Here is a 17,645-nt window from a genome sequence, read left to right on the forward strand (position 1 = left end):
CTCGTGTGTGCGGCCTGTTCGGCCTGACTGGTGGCTGTGTGGTGGTACGGGGCCACCGACCCTCCCGACCCCCGTGGCGGGAGGGCGGCGGCCCCGGTTCTTCCTCGGTGGTCGTGTGTCAGTGGAGCTTGTTGACGGCCGTGACGGTCGTCTTCTTGAAGGCCTTCACCGGGGCGTCGCCGAAGTCGCCCAGCTGGCCCCAGTCCACGACCGTCACCGTCGTACCGTCCCGGCCGACCGAGAGGAGGCGGATGTCGGTCGCGCCCCAGGAGGTCTCGGTGTGCAGGCCGTAGACGTGGGCGCCTTCCTCCACGTTGAGCTTCCCGTAGTCCTTGAGCGTGGCCTCGACCTCCGGGTCGGCCTGCTCGATCCACGCCGGGCAGGACTTGATGTCCTGGTTGACCCGTGCGAACCGGCCCTTCGCCGCGCTGACGCTCGAGAGCTCGACGCTCACCTGGCGGGCGCTCGTGTCGAGGTCGGTCCGGAAGTCCCGGTACCAGGAGTCCCAGCCGTCGCCCAGCGCCATGCCGAGGCAACGGTCCACCTCCACGTCCGGGGACGCCCCGGCGGTGACCTTGCCGGCCGTCCAGGAGGAGCTGGGGTGCGGCGGAAGGTCGGCGGCCGAGAGGAAACCGGGCGGTCGCGGAGTGGCGGCACCCGCCGGTACGGCGAGTACGGTACCGAGGGCGAGGCCCGCGGCCGTGAGTGCGGTGAGCCCGGTGAGCGTGCCGGCTCGGGTGCGCTTGGACATGGGTGTCCCCCGTGAGTGAGTGCATGGCTGGAGTCGTCACCACGACGCCGGTTGGTCGGTCCGGCCCTGGTCGGTGCGACACCAAGAGCATCGGCGGTACCGGCGGTCCGGTGCAACGGTCCGCGCCCGATCGGCCGAGGTGGAACCATCCCAGCCCATCTGACGTGCAGGTATATGAGTGCCTGGGATGACCGCCGGGCCGGACGAACACAGGGAGAACGGTGTCGACCGACGACGGTGTGGCCGATGTGACGGAGTTCGCGGCGCTGCTGACGGAACTGAAGGGGCGCACGGAGCGCAGCTACGGCTCCCTGGCCCGTCGGCTGGGCATGAACACCTCGACGCTGCACCGGTACTGCGCCGGGGAAGCGGTTCCACAGGATTTCGCCCCGGTCGAACGGCTCGCGGAGTTCTGCGGGGCGACACCGGAGGAACGCCTCGAACTGCACCGGCGGTGGCTGCGAGCGGTGGCGGCCCGGCGGGCCCGGACCACCACGACGTCGGAGGCCCCGGAACCCCGGGAAACGCCTGGAACACCGGAGGGCCATGCAGGCCATGCAGGCCATGCAGGCCATGCAGGCCATGCAGGCCATGCAGGCCATGCAGGCCATGCAGGCCATGCAGGCCATGCAGGCCAGGAAACACGTGAGGTCTACGTGCGGTCGGAAACACCGGGAACGGGAGTGTTACCGGTAACGCCGACAACACGGGAAACCCCGGTAACTCCGGAATCGCGGGAAACGGCAGTAACAACTGCGGCGCGGGAAACGCCTGACACAACAACGCCTTCGGAGACCGCGGAACTCGCCGAAACACCGACAGAAACGGAGCCCTGGCCTACGGCAGACGCCCAGGCCCGGAATCCAAACGGGAAACAGGTACTGCCTCGCCCGTGGTATCGCCGTCGGCGCACCACGGTCGCCCTCGGTGTCGCCTGCGCGCTGCTCGCCACCCTGGGAACGCTGTCCGCGCTGCCCGGCGGCGGCCGCCCCTCGGCCTCCGGCGACCTCGGCCGGCCCTCCGGTTCCGCCACGGCCGCACCCCGGACGACGGTCTCATCCCACTCCCCCACGCCCGGCGCCGGCTCGACCACCTCCCCCACACCCGGCACGGCTTCCCCTTCCGCACGCCCCGCGAAGAGCTCCCCCGCCCCGGACGCCTCCCCGGCCGGCGGCAAGGCCTCGACACCGGCGTCGGGCGTACCGCTCGCCTGGACCGTCGACTCACAGGTCTGGGCGCTCGGTTGCAGTCACGACTACGTCATCGACAAGCCGCCGACGCAGGTTCCGCCGCCCCCGGCGGAGCAGGACGCCGGCCCCTGGGCGACCGCCCAGGGAGCGGTGCACGGGCGGGAGACCAGCGTGGAGATCTCGGTCCAGGGCCGCAGCTCCACGGCCGTCGTGCTGACGGCGTTGCGCGTGCGGGTCGTCGGTCGTGCCGCACCCCTGACGGGCACCGCGTACGCCATGGAGCAGGGCTGCGGCGGCTCCCTCAGCGAGCGCTACTTCGCGGTCGACCTGGACAAGGACCGACCCGTCGCGCACTCCGTCGCCGGCAACGACGCGGGCACGCCGATCCCGGCGGTGAGCCTGCCCTACCGCGTGTCCAGCACCGACCCCGAGGTGCTGCTGGTCACGGCACGGACCGAGGCCTGCGCCTGCGACTGGTACCTCGAACTGGACTGGTCGTCCCAGGGCCGCACCGGCACGGTCCGTATCGACGATCGCGGCCGGCCGTTCCGCACGAGCGGCATCAAGGGGCTGCCCCGCTACTGGTACGGCTCCGAGGACGGTGAACGCCAGTGGGTCCCGACCGGCGACTGACCTGACATCCCCGACCGGCCGCCACCGTCTACGGCCGGGGCATGTTGCGCAGGTTGGAACGGGCCATCTGAAGCATCCGGCCCACTCCTCCATCGAGAACGATCTTCGAGGCGGAGAGTGCGAAACCGGTTACCATCTCGGCGCTGATCTTCGGCGGGATGGACAGGGCGTTGGGATCGGTGACGATGTCGACGAGGGCCGGGCCCTTGTGCCGGAAGGCGTCCTTCAGTGCGCCGGCCAGCTGTCTGGGCTTCTCGACGCGCACACCGTGGGCACCGCAGGCGCGGGCGACGGCGGCGAAGTCGGGGTTCTTGTTGGTCGTGCCGTACGAGGGCAGACCGGCGACCAGCATCTCCAACTCGACCATGCCCAGAGACGAGTTGTTGAAGAGCACGACCTTCACCGGCAGGTCGTACTGCACCAGCGTCAGGAAGTCGCCCATCAGCATGGCGAATCCGCCGTCGCCGGACATCGACACGACCTGCCGGCGGCGGTCGGTGAACTGGGCGCCGATCGCCATGGGCAGTGCGTTCGCCATGGAGCCGTGCGAGAAGGAACCGATGACACGGCGGCGGCCGTTGGGGGTGAGATAGCGGGCGGCCCAGACGTTGCACATACCGGTGTCGACGGTGAACACGGCGTCTTCGTCGGCGAGTTCGTCGAGGACGGCGGCGACGTACTCCGGATGGATGGGAACGTGTTTCTCCACCTTCCGGGTGTACGCCTTCACCACCCCCTCCAGCGCGTCGGCGTGCTTCTTCAGCATCCGGTCGAGGAAACGCCGGTTCTCCTTGGCCCGCACCCGCGGGATGAGACAGCGCAGGGTCTCCCGTACGTCGCCCCATACGGCGAGGTCCAGTTTCGAGCGTCGGCCGAGGTGTTCGGGGCGTACGTCGACCTGGGCGATCTTCACGTCGTCGGGGAGGAAGGCGTTGTAGGGGAAATCGGTTCCGAGCAGGATCAGCAGGTCACACTCGTGGGTGGCCTCGTAGGCGGCGCCGTAGCCGAGGAGACCGCTCATTCCGACGTCGTACGGATTGTCGTACTGAATGTATTCCTTGCCGCGCAGCGCATGCCCCACCGGGGACTTGATCTTCCCGGCGAACTCCATGACCTCGGCGTGCGCGCCGGCGGTGCCGCTGCCGCAGAACAGCGTGACCTTGTCGGCCGCGTCGATCATCTCGACCAGCGCGTCGATCTCCGCGTCGCCGGGGCGGACGGCGGGCCGGGCGGTGACGAGAGCGGTTTCGACGGCTTTCTCGGGGGCCGTCCGGTCGGCGATGTCACCGGGCAGTGACACGACGCTGACGCCACCGCGCCCCACCGCGTTCTGGATGGCGGTGTGCAACAGCCGGGGCATCTGTTTCGGGCTGGAGATCAGCTCGCTGTAGTGGCTGCACTCGCGGAACAGCTGATCGGGGTGGGTTTCCTGGAAATAGCCGAGACCGATCTCGCTGGACGGGATGTGCGAGGCGAGGGCCAGAACGGGGGCCATGGAGCGGTGGGCGTCATAGAGGCCGTTGATGAGATGGAGGTTGCCGGGCCCGCAGGACCCCGCGCAGGCCGCGAGTTTCCCGGTGATCTGGGCTTCCGCACCGGCGGCGAAGGCGGCCGTCTCCTCGTGCCGGACGTGGATCCAGTCGATGGCGGGGTTGCGCCGCACCGCGTCCACCACGGGGTTGAGGCTGTCCCCCACGACACCGTAGAGGCGCCGCACTCCCGCGCGGGCGAGGATGTCCACGAACTGTTCCGCGACGTTCTGCTTGGCCATGGATCGACGCACCCCTTCGGTCTCCTCGGGTCCCTGACTCCACAGTGGCCGCGGCGACTCGGTTACGCCTCCCAGACGGCCGCTGCCGTGCGGTCGTCGGCATAGCCCTTCACCCGCACCTGGGTGTCGGCGAGGAAGGCGGCGAGACCGGGCGGAGTGGGGCCCGACCAGCGTCCCGCCAGGTACGCGGACAGTTCCCGCTCCCCGCGCAGGGGTTCGGCCAGGCCGTCCGTGCACATCAGGAGGGTGTCACCCGGGCGGGCTACCGAGGCGCGGAATCGGAAGGGTTCGCGGGGCGGTTCGGGGTCCGGGTCGTAGGGGTTCGGCGGTGTGGTGATGCCGAGGTCCATGGTGAGCCGGTCGCCCTCGGGCGTCTCGGCGGGCAGCGAGCCGAACCCGACGACCGGTGCGCCCGCCACCTCGCCCACCTGCGGCTCGATGTCCCGCCACACACCGTCGCGCAGCCGGAACAGTCCGCCTGCGCCGACGCCGAAGAAGACGCGCGTACGGCAGGCGGGGTCGGCGGGCAGGAGCAGACAGCGCAGGGTGGCCGCGTACTCCTCCGGTCCCAGGCCCTGCTCGGCGGCGCTGGCGCGGAGCCGGCCGAGGCTGCGGCCGGTGAGCCGGTGCAGGCCCGACTTCAGGTCTCCGCGCCTGGCCGCCCGCATGTCCTCCGCGAGCCGGACGTGACTGCGGCCCACGGCCCGCCCGATCCACCGGCACACCTCGGCGGCCGCCCGATGCGCTCCCGGGGTCGCCCGGGCACCGGTCGCCATCGCGACCAGGATCAGCGCCTGCTCCCCGGCGCCGAAGCGGGCGGTGAGGAACGAGTCACGGCGCGGTTCCCCCCGGTACCGCGCGGAGTCCCCCCGCACCGAGGCGGCCCGCAGCGCCCAGACTCCGTACCGGGCGCCGTCCAGGACGGTGTCGGCGACCAGGTCGGCGAGGTCGTCCGGGTCCGCGGGCGGAAGAGCGGTGGGCTCGGCGTCGTAGGTGGGCGGCCCCGAACCGACGTAGTCCTTCGAGGTGGACAGGGGCGGGACGGCGGGCAGGGCGGGCAGACCGGCGACGGTGGGGGGATGGTCCGGTGGGGAGGTGGTCGGCGAGGCGGGGGCGCGTTCGGAGTCCGGCTCGCGTTCGGGGGCGGGCGCGGGATTCGTCGCGTAGAGGGGGGCCGCCGACCCGTCGACGGAGGCGGTCGGGGCCTGTGGGGGCGGCGGCGCGTGGGCCGGCACGGGGGGCATCGCGGGCGGTGGGGGCGGCGCCGCGGGTGAGGCCGGCCCGGTGCCCTCGCCCGGTGCCGGCCCGGTGCCCTCGCCCGGTGCCGGCCCGGTCGCCTGCCCGGCAGGTGAGGTCGTCGGCAGTACGGGCGGGGACGGCGGCGCGGGCGGAGTGGACGGCGCCGGAGGTTCGGAGACGTCGGGAGGCGTCTCCGTCGACGCGAGGCCTTCGGCGGTGGAGGGAGCGGGGCCGTGGGGCGGCCGCTCGGCGAATCCCGGGGGCAGCGGGCGGGGCAGAATGTTCGCAGGACCGGCGGGCGGGTCCGACGGCGGCTCCCAGGGAGCGCGGTGCCGTCCCGACGGGCCAGCACCCTGGTCCGTCCCCACGGCGCCAGCGCCGACGCCGACATCCCGCCCGGCAACATCCCCCTGGACGGCGTCCCGCTCGACGACGTCCCGCTCTGGACCGCGCCCGACGTCACCGCGCGCGGCGTCCCGACCGTTATCCCGTCCGGAGTCCCATCGGCCGGCCCGCCCGGAGTCCCGACCGGAATCCCGTCCGGAGTCCCATCGGCCGGCCCGCCCGGAGTCCCGACCGGAATCCCGTCCGGAGTCCCATCCGCCGGCCCGTCCGGAATCCCGTCCGCCGTCCCGCCAGAAGTCCGGTCCGGAATCCCGTCCGGTGCCAGGCTCGGCGTCGCTCCAGCCGTCGCGCTCATCGCCATCGCGTCCGGCACCGGCACCCGCACCCCCACCAGCACCAGCACCAGCACCAGCAGCAGCAGCAGCACCAGCAGCCTGCTCGGGATCCGGCCCGGCATCCGGCCCGGCATCCCAAGGGGTGTCCTGCCCGGCGTCCCGCCGGGGGGCGGATTGCGCGGCGGACTCGGCGGCCGGTCGGTTCCGGGGCGGCGGAACGGTGGCCTCCGGGGACGGTGGCGCCCCTGCCGCCGTGGCGGCCGACGAGGTCCACCAGTCGGTCGGCCCGGCGGCACCGGGCCGCTCGACCTGCCCCGCGGCACCTGGGCGTTCGGCGCGCGGGGCCGGCACCGGTCCCCCGCCGCCGGGGGCGTCCGTGCCGCCCGTGTGGCCCTCCGTGCCGCCCGTGGCCTTCGGGTGCCGCGGGGCCGCCGTGGCCCCGGGGCCACGGACGTCGTCCGGCGTACCCGCACCCTCCGCCGCACCGCCGGTGCGCACCGCTCCGGCGGCCGAGGCGAAACGGTCGTCCAGGGAGTCTGCGGTGCGCGCGGGCCCCGTGTCCTCGGTGGCGTCGTCGTACAACTGCCCCCACCAGTCGTCCTCGTGACCGGTGGGCCTTCCCCCCTGCTGGCTCATGCCCCCGATTGTCCACTGCGCGGGCCGGATGAAAACGGGGCATCCGGAAAATGCGCCACCGCACGTGTGTCGAACAGAGGGCCGAGTGATGTCCTGAACGCCAGTGCGAAGCACGGTGCGACAAAGGTCGCCGGGCGGTTCCACCCCCCACGGGAGAACCGCCCGGCGACATGGGTGACCCAGGCTCATATCCCCTATGCGCCCCTGCGCGTCATGAGCCCGGATCACGTTCTCGAAAGGTTTCCGCGCCGCGGCGTCGTGGCCGACCGGCCCGAGTCTGCACGGCGTTCCTGGACCTCCGCTGTGGATGATCAGTGGATGATCACGTGTTTCCGCCGTGGCCACACCTTGGCAGAGTGACCGGCGGTACGGCGATGATGTGCGGCGGCGGGTTTACGCCGTGGCTGTTTCCCGCCATTCACGGGACGTCAGAAGGAGGGAAGCACCCGATGCTGGGAGCGATAGGGCTGGACGAGACGCACGAGTCGGCGTACCGGGCGCTGGTGTCCGTGGGCGCCGCCGACCTGCCCGACCTGGCGCGTCGGCTGGCCCTCGGCGAGCACGACACCGAACGCGCGCTGCGCCGGCTGGAACGGCACGGTCTCGCCGCGCAGTCCTCGGGTCGCCCCGGCCGCTGGGTCGCCGCGCCTCCGGGCGTCGCCCTGGGGGCGCTGCTCACCCAGCAGCGGCACGAGCTGGAGAAGGCGGAACTGGCAGCGGCCCTGCTCTCCGAGGAGTACCGGGCGGCGGCCGCCGAACCGGCGGTGCACGACCTGGTCGAGGTGGTGACGGGCGCCGCCGCCGTCTCCCAGCGCTTCCTCCAGATCCAGCTCGGGGCGAGCGAGGAGGTATGCGCGCTGGTCACCGGCACCCCGGTGGCCGTGACCGGCGGCGAGAACGAGGCCGAGGAGCGGGCAACGGCCCGCGGAGTGCGCTACCGCGTCGTACTGGAGCGGGCGGTGCTCGACCAGCCGGACGGCATGGCGGAGCTGACCGCCGCGCTGGGCCGGGAGGAACAGGTGCGGGTGGTGGACCGGGTGCCGACGAAGCTGGTGGTCGCCGACCGCTCGCTCGCCCTGGTGCCGCTGACCGGCCGCTCGGCGGATCCCGCCGCGCTGGTGGTGCACGCCAGCGGGTTGCTGGAGCTGCTGTCGGGCCTGTTCGAGTCGGTGTGGCGGGAAGCGCTGCCGCTGCGCCTCGGCGCGGCCGGCGTGGTCGAGCAGGCCCCGGACGGTCCGGACGCCACCGACCTGGAGATCCTGTCCCTGCTGCTGGCCGGGATGACCGACGCGAGCGCGGCCAAGCAGCTCGACCTCGGGCTGCGGACCGTGCAGCGCCGGGTGAAGGGGCTGATGGAGCTGACGGGAGTGACGACCCGGCTGCAACTGGGCTGGCACGCGTACGAACGGGGGTGGGTGGCCCGGGAGCACTGACCGTGCGCGTCGGCGGTCCGAGGCCGTACGGCTTGACCTGCGCGTTCTCCCTGACTCGGGCACCCTGGGCAGATGGGAGTGGCACAACTCCTGCTGGTCGGAACGGTCATTCTGCTCGGCCTGTGCGGAGTGCTGGTGCCCGGCGTGCCGGGATCGTGGCTGGTGTGGGCCGCGGTCCTGTGGTGGGCGCTGGAGGATCCGCAGCCGGCCGCCTGGGTCGTGCTGGTCGGTGCCACGGTCACGCTGTTCCTGTCGCAGGTGGTGCGCTGGACGCTGCCGCCCCGTCGGCTGCGGGAGAGCGGCGCGACCCCCCGGATGGCGGCGTACGCGGGGCTCGGCGCGTTCCTCGGCTTCTTCCTGCTCCCCGTCATCGGCGCGATCCCCGGCTTCATGGGCGGCATCTATCTCTCCGAACGTCTCCGTCTGGGCCGTCACGGCGAAGCCCGGGCCGCCCTGCGCACGGCGATGCGCTCGGGCGGCTCCAGCGTCCTCGCGGAGCTGTTCACCTGCCTGTTGATCATGGGGGCGTGGCTGGGGACGGTTCTGTGGGGATGACCGTTCCGGGGGATGACGGATCCAGGGATGACGGATCCGGCGACGACACACCCCGGCGGTGGCCCCTCGATCAGGCGAGGGTCCGGAACCGCTCCTCGAGCGAGCCCTCCAGCGAGAGCAGCCGCACCTTGCGCTCCAGTCCGCCCGCGTATCCCGTCAGCGAGCCGTCGGCGCCGATCACCCGGTGGCAGGGGCGCACGATCAGCAGCGGATTCGCCCCGATCGCCCCTCCCACGGCCCGTACGGCCATCCGCGAGGCGCCGACGCGGGCGGCGATCTCGCCGTAGGTCGTGGTCGCTCCGTAGGGCACGGCGTCGAGGGCGGCCCACACGCGCTCGCGGAACTCGGTGCCGTCACTGCGCAGCGGCAGCCGGAACTCCTTCAGGTCGGCGGCGAAGTAGGCGGCGAGCTGCTCCGCGGCGGAGCGGAAGGGTCCGGGGTCGTGCCGCCAGCCGTCCTGGACGGTCCGTCCGCCCTTCTGCCCGGGCACGGAGACGGAGGTCAGCGTGGCGTCGGCGTCGGCGGTGAGCAGCAGCGGGCCGAGCGGGCTCTCCACGCTGGTCCAGTACGTCAGGTCGGTCATCGTTCCTCCGCGGCGCGCAGGTGGTGCAGGGCGTAGGTGCGCCAGGGGCGCCAGGTGTCGGGGACGTCCACGCCGGGCGGCGCGACGTCGGGGTCGCCGAGGGCACGGGCACGGATCTCCGCGATCGTACGGGCGTCCAGCCCGGGCAGCGCGAGCAGTGCCTGCTGGGCGTCGTCCCGGTCGACGCCCGGGTCCAGCCGTACGGTGCCGTCGGCGAGGGCGGCGGCGAGGACGCCCAGCGGCCCCCCGGATACGGACGGGGACGCGGACCCTGGCGCGGCGGCCCCGGACTCTGCCTGCGCCAGGACAGCCGGCTCGGGGAAGAGGTGGGTGAGGGTCCCGCAGGGGGCGTCGAGGGCCTTGCCGTAGGCGCGAACGAGCCGTTCGGCCGCCGCCCGCCCCACGACCGCCCGCACCGCGTACTCCTCCGGATCGGCGGCCCCCGGCGCGCGCAGTCCGGGCCGGGCGGCGACCAGCGGGGCGAGCCGCGGATCGGCGCCGAGCCGCTCGTCGACGGCGTACGGGTCGGAGTCGAGGTCGAGCAGCCGCCGCAGCCGCTGGACGGCGGTGGTGAGATCGCGCGGGTCGGTGAGATGCAGCCGGGCGTCGAGCCAGCCGCCGGGGTGGACGGCCGAGGCCCGGCCCGGGTCACCCGCCCGCTCGTCCACGGCGACGATCCCGGTGCCGTACGGCAGCCGCAGCGTACGGCGGTAGGTGCGCCCGCCGGGCGGCCCGCTCACCTCCTCCACCCCGGCCACGGCCTCCCGTCGCAGCAGGTCGAACACGGCGGCCGCGTGGTACGGGCCCCGGTGGGCGAGCCGCAACGGGATCCCGGCGGACGGGGTGGCGGTGCGGCGGGTCGCACGGACGGCGGCCCGCAGTTCGGTCGGGGTCGTCGCGTACACGGTCCTGACGGTGTCGTTGAACTGGCGCACGCTGGCGAACCCGGACGCGAAGGCGATCTCCGTGACCGGCAGGCCCGTCGTCTGGAGCAGGACCCGCGCGGTGTGCGCGCGCTGCGCCCGGGCCAGAGCGACCGGTCCGGCGCCGAGTTCGGCGGTGAGCTGCCGCTGCACCTGGCGGGCGCTGTAGCCGAGCCGTACGGCGAGCCCGGTGACGCCCTCCCGGTCGACGACACCGTCACCGATCAGCCGCATGGCCCGGCCGACGACGTCGGCACGCGCGTTCCAGTCTGCCGATCCCGGCACGGCGTCCGGGCGGCACCGTCGGCAGGCCCGGAAACCCGAGCCCTGCGCGGCGGCGGCCGTCGCGAAGAAACGCACGTTGTGCCGTTTCGGCGTCACGGCGGGGCAGCTGGGCCGGCAGTAGATGCCGGTGGTCTCGACGGCGAAGAAGAACTCGCCGTCGAACCGGGCGTCCCTGCTGCGGACCGCCTCGTACTGCGTGTCCTGGTCCGTCATGAACACCAGTCTTCGCGCCCGGGCGAAACCGTGCTAGCGGAAATCGGACGTGACGCTGGACCGGAAACGGGTTGCCGGGCAGGCAACAGTTACCGCAACACGTGTCCGTGACGGGGTCCGGGGCCGTGCCCGGGACAGGGACCGGGACCGGGACCGGCAAGCGCTACCGCAATACGTGTGCGCGACCGGGACCAGCAAGCGTTACCGAAACACGCGTGCGCTACCGGGACCGGCAAGCGTTACCGAACCGCCCACGCCGCGCCGGACCGCGCACACAGTGCCGGTCCGGCAAGCGTCATGGCAACAGGCAAGCGTTACCGCAACAGGCGGGCGTCACCGCGGAGGTGCGGGTCGCCATGGCCCGCGCCCTCGCTTCACCTCCCCCGCGGCCCGGCCGGCGGCCTGCTTGCGCTTCCAGTCCTGGCGGACGTCGGCGCGCATGCGGGCGTCGGACTTGGCGACGATCCACTGGTTCTCCCGGACGAGCTTGTGGTAGCTCTCCAGACGGCGCGTGGGCAGCTGCCCGTCCTCGACCGCCGCCCGCACCGCGCACCCCGGCTCGGACTCGTGCGCGCAGTCGTGGAACCGGCAGTCCCGGGCGAACTCCTCGATCTCAGCGAAGACCTGTCCGACCCCGCCACCGGCGTCCCAGAGGCCGACGCCACGGAGCCCGGGCGTGTCGATGAGGACACCCCCGCCGGGCAGCGGCAGCAGGTTACGGGTGGTGGTGGTGTGCCGCCCCTTGCCGTCCATGTCGCGGGTGGCCTGGACGCCCATCACGTCCTCACCGACGAGCGCGTTCGCGAGCGTCGACTTGCCCGCACCGGACGCCCCGAGCAGCACGGAGGTGCCCCGCCCGAGGAGCGCGGCGAGTTCCTCGACGCCGCCGCCGTCGCGCGCGCAGACGGTGAGCACGGGCACACCGGGCGCGCTCGCCTCGACGTCCTCGACGAGGTACGACAGCCCGAGCGGGTCGGGCACCAGATCGGCCTTGGTGAGCACGACGACGGGCTGGGCGCCGGACTCCCAGGCCAGCGCCAGGAAGCGCTCGATGCGGCCGAGGTCGAGTTCGACGGCCAGGGACATCGCGACGACGGCGTGGTCGACGTTGGCGGCGAGGATCTGCCCCTCGGACCGCTTGGAGGAGGTGGACCGTACGAAGGCCGTACGGCGCGTCAGAAGTGTCTGTACGTACCGCGGATCGGCGTCCTCGGGGTCGACGGCGACCCAGTCGCCCGTGCACACGACCTTCAGCGGGTCACGGGGAACGACGAACTCGGTGTCGGCGCGCACGATGCCCGCCGCGGTGACGACATCGCACAGCCCACGGTCGACCCGCACCACGCGGCCGGGCAGCAGGCCCCGCTCGGCGTAGGGGGCGAACTCGGCCTCCCGGTCTGCGTCCCAGCCGTACGCGGCGAGAGCCGGCGGCGAATCCGCAGAAGAGGAGAGGGAGGTGGAGGAGTTGGACGAGAAATGCAAGGGGGACCCTTCACAGGGGCGGCCCCGGCAGCGCTCGCGTACGCGAGGCGGAAGAAGTGGTCAGCCGGAGACCGCGGAGGTGGAGTGAACGAACGTCTGGTCGCTGCGAACAGCACCCTTCTCGGCGACAGTCATCGGTCACACCTCCCGTTCCTCATGTTCCTCACGCCGGACAGCACGCCCGTCGGCCCCGCTCAAAGCTCAAAGCTCAAAGCTCACTCAGGATAGGGGCGCAGGAAGCCGGTTGCCACCCATTTCCGGCCCACTCACCGACGTCGTCGGCCACGCGCGCGTGGGCCGACGCGCTGCGCCCCTTCCCGGATCACCCCATGCTCAGCCCGGCAGGGTGCTGCCTCCCCGCCGTCGGTGAAAAGCATCGCGCCGTGGCCGCAACTGCTCGCGGGACCGGCGAGGAAGGGGACGACCTCGGCGGTCTCGTGGGGCTCACCCGCCCGACCCCGCGCGCCGAGCCGGTCCAGCAGGGCGACCTGGCCGTCGAACGCGGCAGCGGGCCCCTCGATCCTCACGCGCAGAGTCGTCCTTCACCTACAGAGCCCTCGGACGCGCGGAGAGAGGGGCGGGAACCCCGCCCCTCTCTCCGTCGTGCGCTCTGCTTGCGTCGGTGCCCGGGTTCAGCCGTCGTGCGTCAAGAGCTCGTGCACGTCTGCCCGTTGAGGGTGAACGCGTACGGCGCGCTGTTCTTGTTCTGCCAGGAGGCGAGGAAACCGAAGGTGAGCGTGCCGTTCGCGGAGACGGACCTGTTGTAGTCGGCGGCGGTCGCGGTGACCCGTGAGCCGTTCTGGGCGAGGCTCGCGTCCCACATCTGGTCGACCTTCTGGCCGTCGCGGAAGGACCAGGCCACGCGCCAGGCGTCGAGCGTCACGGCGGTGGTGACGGTGACGGTGGCCTGGAAGCCGTCGGGCCACTGGTTGACGAGGTCGTACGTGACCTCGCAGGCCGCCGCGTCCTCGCCTCCCCCGGCACCGGCGGTGGCCGAGGAGGTGCCCTGGGGCTCGGGGTCGGGCTTGCCGGCGTCGCTGCCGCCCGTCGCCGAGGGCGTTCCGCTCGCGGACGCCGCCGGGCGGGACGAGGACGGCGCGGCGGAGGTGGCGGGATCCGCGGACGGCAGGACGGAGCCGGGGCCGGCCACCGGGGTGCTGTCGGCGGGGTTGCCCTGGGCGACGTTCTCGCCGCCGCTGCCGCCACCGGTGTCGCCGGGCATCATCGACACGGCGAGTGCCACCACGGAGACCAGGACGGCGGCGGCGAGCATGCCGCCCCGCAGCACGCGCGCCCTGCTCGCGGCGACCTGTTCCGCCGCGCCCTCGGCGTCCGGCGCGTCCGGGCGTCCGGCGCCGAGGCGCACCTCGGCGGCCCGGCGGCGGCGTTCCAGGTAGGCGAGGCCGCCCCAGCCGATGACGCCCTGGGCGAGGGCGGCGGGCAGGCCGCCCCCGTGCAGCCGCAGACAGGCGGCGGCCTCGGCGCACTCCACGCAGGTGGCGAGGTGGCGGGAGAGGTCGGGGGGCGTGTCGGCGGCGGGCGAGCGGGTGACGGCGTCCAGGAGCCGGACGTAGCTGCGGCACTCCGCGTCCATCGGCGTGTCGAGATGGTTGCGGTGGCAGCGGTCCCGGAACAGCCCGCGGACCTGGTTCAGCTCCTCCACAGCGGCGGTCGGGTCCAGACCCTGCCTGCGGACCACGGCGTGCAGCGGCAGCGCCTCCACCTCCGCCAGCCACAGCAGAGCGGCGTCCGGTTCCTGCATGTCACGCAGTCCGCGCAGGGCGATGGGACGACTCAGGGGCGGTCCGACGTACCGTGCGGCCTTGTCGGAGTTGAGCCACAGGCGCAGATCGGGGTCGAGTTTGTGGCCCTGTCCCCGGGCCTCCCAGGCGGCGGCGGTGGTGCGTACGGCCGTCAGCAGCAGCGGGATCCGGGGCAGCCGGGACGAGCGGCGGCCGGCACCTCGTGCGAGGCCGTCCTCGGCGGCGCGGGCCTCGCGTATGCCGAGTGCGAACGCCTCGCGGGCCAGCTGGTTCGCCGCGGTCGAGCCGGACGTACACAGATCGGCGTACGACAGGACGGCGTCCCAGCACTCGGAGAACAGCGCGGCCTCGGCGGCGTCCTTCGGGGTCGGCAGGTCGGGCATGAGTCTCCTGCATCCACAAGCGAGGTCAACTCACCATGACGGCAATGGAGTTGGGGGGAACCTCGCGGCAGGGGCAGAGCTTTTCACGTTTCCAACACAACTGACAAGCGCCCTGTTCAGATGTCATGTCAGGACAGCAGGACAGACAGCTGAACGGGACGACGATAAGGCGGCCGCGCCCGGTACTCCGGCCTCCAGTACGGACGCGGACCGCCCCGTGTTCACTACCGGCGCCATGTTTCGACACCGGTTTCGCGGACTTTTTCGCGGGCTGCCCCGCGGACTGCCGTGCGGGCTGCTCCGCGGACCGTGGTGACCGTTGCGCGGACTATACGGTCGCCGAGTCCTCCGCCGGAAGGCTGTCCATGAAGGAGCTGACGGAGAACACCGCGCGGCCGGGTCCGGGCAGTCCGTAGCCGGGAGGCGAGGAGAGACCGAACTCGTCCATGGTGGCGCGGTAGGCCTCCAGCAGCCGGATGTGGTACTCCAGCGGCGCACCCTGCGGGTTGGCCTTGCCCAGCGGGGTGGTGGGCTCCGGGCACCAGGTGGTGAAGCGCGGCGTGATGCCCTGCGACATGAAGAAACGCAGGCCCTCCGTGGTGGAGGCGATAGCCTCGTCCACGGTGGTGAAACCGAACGGCTCGGCCATCTCCACCCCCGCGACGAAGTTGGGGATCACGTTGCGCGCGCCGAAGATCTCCGCCGAGTCGAGGATCCGCTTGTGCCACTCGTCGCGGCCTACGTAGCGCTCCTTGCCCGGGCAGTACAGCTCGAACAGCCGGCGGTCCCACACCTCGTAGTTGGGGTGGTAGATCTGCACCCCGTAGTCCTTGAAGCGCTGTACGTCGTCGCGGGGCAGCGCCTGGGCGACGACCTTGCCGATCCAGCGGCCCGGGAAGCGCTCCTCGATGGCCTTGGCGTAGTGACCGTAGAAGTCGGCCTCGTCCCGGCCCGCGACGGTCTTGGTGATCGCGCCGCCGGTGAGGGTGTAGGCGGTGGACGCCTTCTGGGTGTCGTACCGGTCGATGATCTCCAGGGCTTCGAGGACCTCCTCGACGTCCTTCACGCCCGTGTACGGCCGGCCGGCCGCCTTGTGCTGGCGCCAGTTGTGGTTGATGTCGCAGTACTGGCACTCCTCCTTGGCGCCGAAGTACTGACACACCCGGAAAACGGTCAGATAGATCAGGTAACCCCACTGGATGGTCGGGGCGACCTCCATGACGGACTTCCCGTTGGAGAGCTTGTGCCGGTAGTACTCCGGCATCGGCGGCACGCCGACGTCGGCGATGCGCTTTCCGTCGAGGTAGAGCCCGAGCAGACCTTCGTCGTCCGCCGCGACGCGGTACGGGGAGGACGGGTTCACCCGGACCGAGACGACCGTCCGCCGCAGGTCGTAGGGGCCTCCCGTGAGGATGATCTCCTCCGGCGGGCGGCGCAGCGCGGCCTCGCCCAGCTCGGGCAGGGTGCCGTGGTCGAAGGAGAAGATGAAGTAGGACTTCGGTTTGACCTCGCCCGACTCGTTGTCACTGAGCGCGGAGGGGTCGAAGGCCACGCCTCCGCGCAGCAGGTCCTCCTTGAAGACGGCCTCCCGCGGAACATGCGGAAACCGCTCCATCAGATCCTCGACCAGCGCGGTACGGCTGTCCATCCGTCTCTCCTCCCGGCTCAGGCGTACGACTCCTCACGGTATGCCCCCGGCCGCGCGGGGGTGGGGGCGGGGGCCTCGTGTTGCGGGCAAGGTAGGTTCCACCTGGGAATTCCGGGTTCTCGATCTCCTCGGGAGGGGCGAGCAGTCGCATGACCGAAACCGTTACCAACTGGGCCGGCAACATCACCTTCGCCGCCGGCGAGCTGCACCGTCCGCGCTCTCTCGACGCGCTCCGCTCGCTCGTGGCGGGCAGCGGGCGGGTGCGGGTGCTGGGCAGCGGGCACTCGTTCAACGAGATCGCCGAGCCCGGCGTCGACGGGGTGCTGCTGTCGCTGGGCGCGCTGGCCGGTGAGGTCGACGTCGACACGGCGGCCCGGACCGTGCGGGTCGGGGGCGGGGTCCGGTACGCCGAGCTGGCGCGCCGCGTGCACGAGCGGGGGCTCGCGCTGCCGAACATGGCCTCCTTGCCGCACATCTCGGTCGCCGGGTCGGTGGCCACCGGTACCCACGGGTCGGGGGTCGGCAACGGCTCGCTCGCCTCTGCCGTACGGGAGGTGGAGATCGTCACCGCCGACGGTTCGACCGTCGTCATCGGACGCGGCGACCGGCGGTTCGGTGGGGCCGTCACCTCGCTGGGCGCTCTCGGCGTGGTCACCGCGCTCGTCCTCGATCTGGAGCCGGGCTTTGAGGTCGAGCAGCACACGTTCACCGAACTGCCCCTGGACGGGCTGGACTTCGAGACCGTCGCGGGGGCTGCGTACAGCGTCAGCCTGTTCACCGACTGGGACGCGCCCGGCTTCCGGCAGGTGTGGCTGAAGCGGCGCACGGACGAGCCGCTCGCCGACTTCCCGTGGGCGACGCCGGCCGTGGAGGCTCTGCATCCGGTACCGGGGATGCCTGTGGTCAACTGCACCGAGCAGTTCGGGGTACCGGGGCCGTGGCACGAGCGGCTGCCGCACTTCCGGGCGGAGTTCACCCCGAGCAGCGGCAACGAGCTGCAGAGCGAGTATCTGCTGGCGCGCCGGCATGCCACCGAGGCGCTCTATGCGATCGACGGGATCCGGCAGACGGTCGCCCCCGTGCTCCAGGTCTGCGAGGTGCGTACGGTGGCCGCCGACGAGCAGTGGCTGAGCCCGTCCTACGGGCGGGACACCGTGGCGCTGCACTTCACCTGGGTCGAGGACACGGCCGCCGTGCTCCCGGCGGTGCGGGCGGTGGAAGCCGCGCTGGAGCCCTTCGAGCCGCGGCCGCACTGGGGCAAGGTGTTCGAGGTGCCGGCCGACGTGGTGCGCGGACGGTATCCCCGGATCGACGACTTCACGGCCCTCGCGCGGGTGCTGGATCCGGCCGGGAAGTTCACCAACGCCTTCGTGCGGGACGTCCTGGCAGGCTGAGCGCGCCACTCCGGGCGACTTTATAAAGCCCCTTTCCTAACCCCTTGTCGAACGGTTCGGCAGCCCATAGCCTGGCGCGGCGC

General features: G+C 72.4%; 12 protein-coding genes. 4 read left to right on the forward strand and 8 right to left on the reverse strand.

Going from position 1 to position 17,645, the window contains the following annotated elements; all coding sequences use genetic code 11:
• Positions 1-118: 118 nt before the first annotated feature.
• Positions 119-751: a hypothetical protein gene (locus ACFVYS_RS11000; protein WP_389500888.1), complete on the reverse strand. Its 633-nt coding sequence runs from the start codon at positions 749-751 to the stop codon at positions 119-121.
• A 221-nt stretch (positions 752-972) separates the two neighbouring features.
• On the opposite strand from ACFVYS_RS11000, the gene ACFVYS_RS11005 reads away from it, so the two are divergent.
• Complete coding sequence (locus ACFVYS_RS11005; RefSeq protein WP_389500890.1) at positions 973-2,574, forward strand: helix-turn-helix domain-containing protein; 1,602 nt, start codon at positions 973-975, stop codon at positions 2,572-2,574.
• Between the two features lie 28 nt (positions 2,575-2,602).
• Here the strand turns inward: ACFVYS_RS11005 and ACFVYS_RS11010 are convergent, their stop codons facing one another.
• The gene (locus ACFVYS_RS11010; protein ID WP_389500891.1) at positions 2,603-4,345 is read right to left on the reverse strand and encodes a pyruvate dehydrogenase; all 1,743 of its coding nucleotides are present in this window, start codon (positions 4,343-4,345) and stop codon (positions 2,603-2,605) included.
• Positions 4,346-4,407: 62 nt separating this feature from the next.
• Complete coding sequence (locus tag ACFVYS_RS11015) at positions 4,408-5,580, reverse strand: protein phosphatase 2C domain-containing protein (RefSeq protein WP_389500893.1); 1,173 nt, start codon at positions 5,578-5,580, stop codon at positions 4,408-4,410.
• 1,769 nt (positions 5,581-7,349) lie between these two features.
• On the opposite strand from ACFVYS_RS11015, the gene ACFVYS_RS11020 reads away from it, so the two are divergent.
• Together ACFVYS_RS11020 and ACFVYS_RS11025 are read left to right on the forward strand one after the other, a co-directional pair.
• Entirely contained in the window at positions 7,350-8,333 is a 984-nt protein-coding gene (locus ACFVYS_RS11020) for a helix-turn-helix domain-containing protein (protein ID WP_389500895.1), read from the forward strand.
• A 72-nt stretch (positions 8,334-8,405) separates the two neighbouring features.
• Positions 8,406-8,888 carry a DUF456 domain-containing protein gene (locus ACFVYS_RS11025; protein ID WP_389500897.1) on the forward strand — a complete coding sequence of 161 codons (483 nt, stop codon included), beginning with the start codon at positions 8,406-8,408 and terminating at the stop codon, positions 8,886-8,888.
• 70 nt (positions 8,889-8,958) lie between these two features.
• On the opposite strand, the gene ACFVYS_RS11030 is transcribed toward ACFVYS_RS11025, so the two are convergent.
• From ACFVYS_RS11030 to ACFVYS_RS11050, 5 genes are all read right to left on the reverse strand, one after another.
• The gene (locus ACFVYS_RS11030; RefSeq protein ID WP_389500899.1) at positions 8,959-9,471 is read right to left on the reverse strand and encodes a methylated-DNA--[protein]-cysteine S-methyltransferase; all 513 of its coding nucleotides are present in this window, start codon (positions 9,469-9,471) and stop codon (positions 8,959-8,961) included.
• Entirely contained in the window at positions 9,468-10,892 is a 1,425-nt protein-coding gene (locus ACFVYS_RS11035) for a bifunctional transcriptional activator/DNA repair enzyme AdaA (protein ID WP_389500900.1), read from the reverse strand. Before ACFVYS_RS11035 ends, ACFVYS_RS11030 begins: the two co-directional genes overlap by 4 nt.
• 333 nt (positions 10,893-11,225) lie before the next feature.
• Complete coding sequence (gene rsgA, locus ACFVYS_RS11040) at positions 11,226-12,374, reverse strand: ribosome small subunit-dependent GTPase A (RefSeq protein ID WP_389500902.1); 1,149 nt, start codon at positions 12,372-12,374, stop codon at positions 11,226-11,228.
• Between the two features lie 646 nt (positions 12,375-13,020).
• Positions 13,021-14,520 carry a cellulose binding domain-containing protein gene (locus ACFVYS_RS11045; RefSeq protein WP_389500904.1) on the reverse strand — a complete coding sequence of 500 codons (1,500 nt, stop codon included), beginning with the start codon at positions 14,518-14,520 and terminating at the stop codon, positions 13,021-13,023.
• A 328-nt stretch (positions 14,521-14,848) separates the two neighbouring features.
• Positions 14,849-16,168 carry a radical SAM protein gene (locus tag ACFVYS_RS11050; protein WP_020125387.1) on the reverse strand — a complete coding sequence of 440 codons (1,320 nt, stop codon included), beginning with the start codon at positions 16,166-16,168 and terminating at the stop codon, positions 14,849-14,851.
• Positions 16,169-16,317: 149 nt separating this feature from the next.
• Here ACFVYS_RS11050 and ACFVYS_RS11055 point away from each other — a divergent pair, with 149 nt between their 5' ends.
• Positions 16,318-17,562, forward strand: coding sequence for an FAD-binding protein (locus ACFVYS_RS11055; protein WP_389500906.1), 1,245 nt, complete (start codon positions 16,318-16,320; stop codon positions 17,560-17,562).
• Positions 17,563-17,645 lie beyond the last annotated feature (83 nt).

Origin of the sequence: Streptomyces sp. NPDC058295 (genome assembly GCF_042880655.1) — a bacterium.
Classification (GTDB): Bacteria; Actinomycetota; Actinomycetes; order Streptomycetales; family Streptomycetaceae; genus Streptomyces; species Streptomyces coriariae.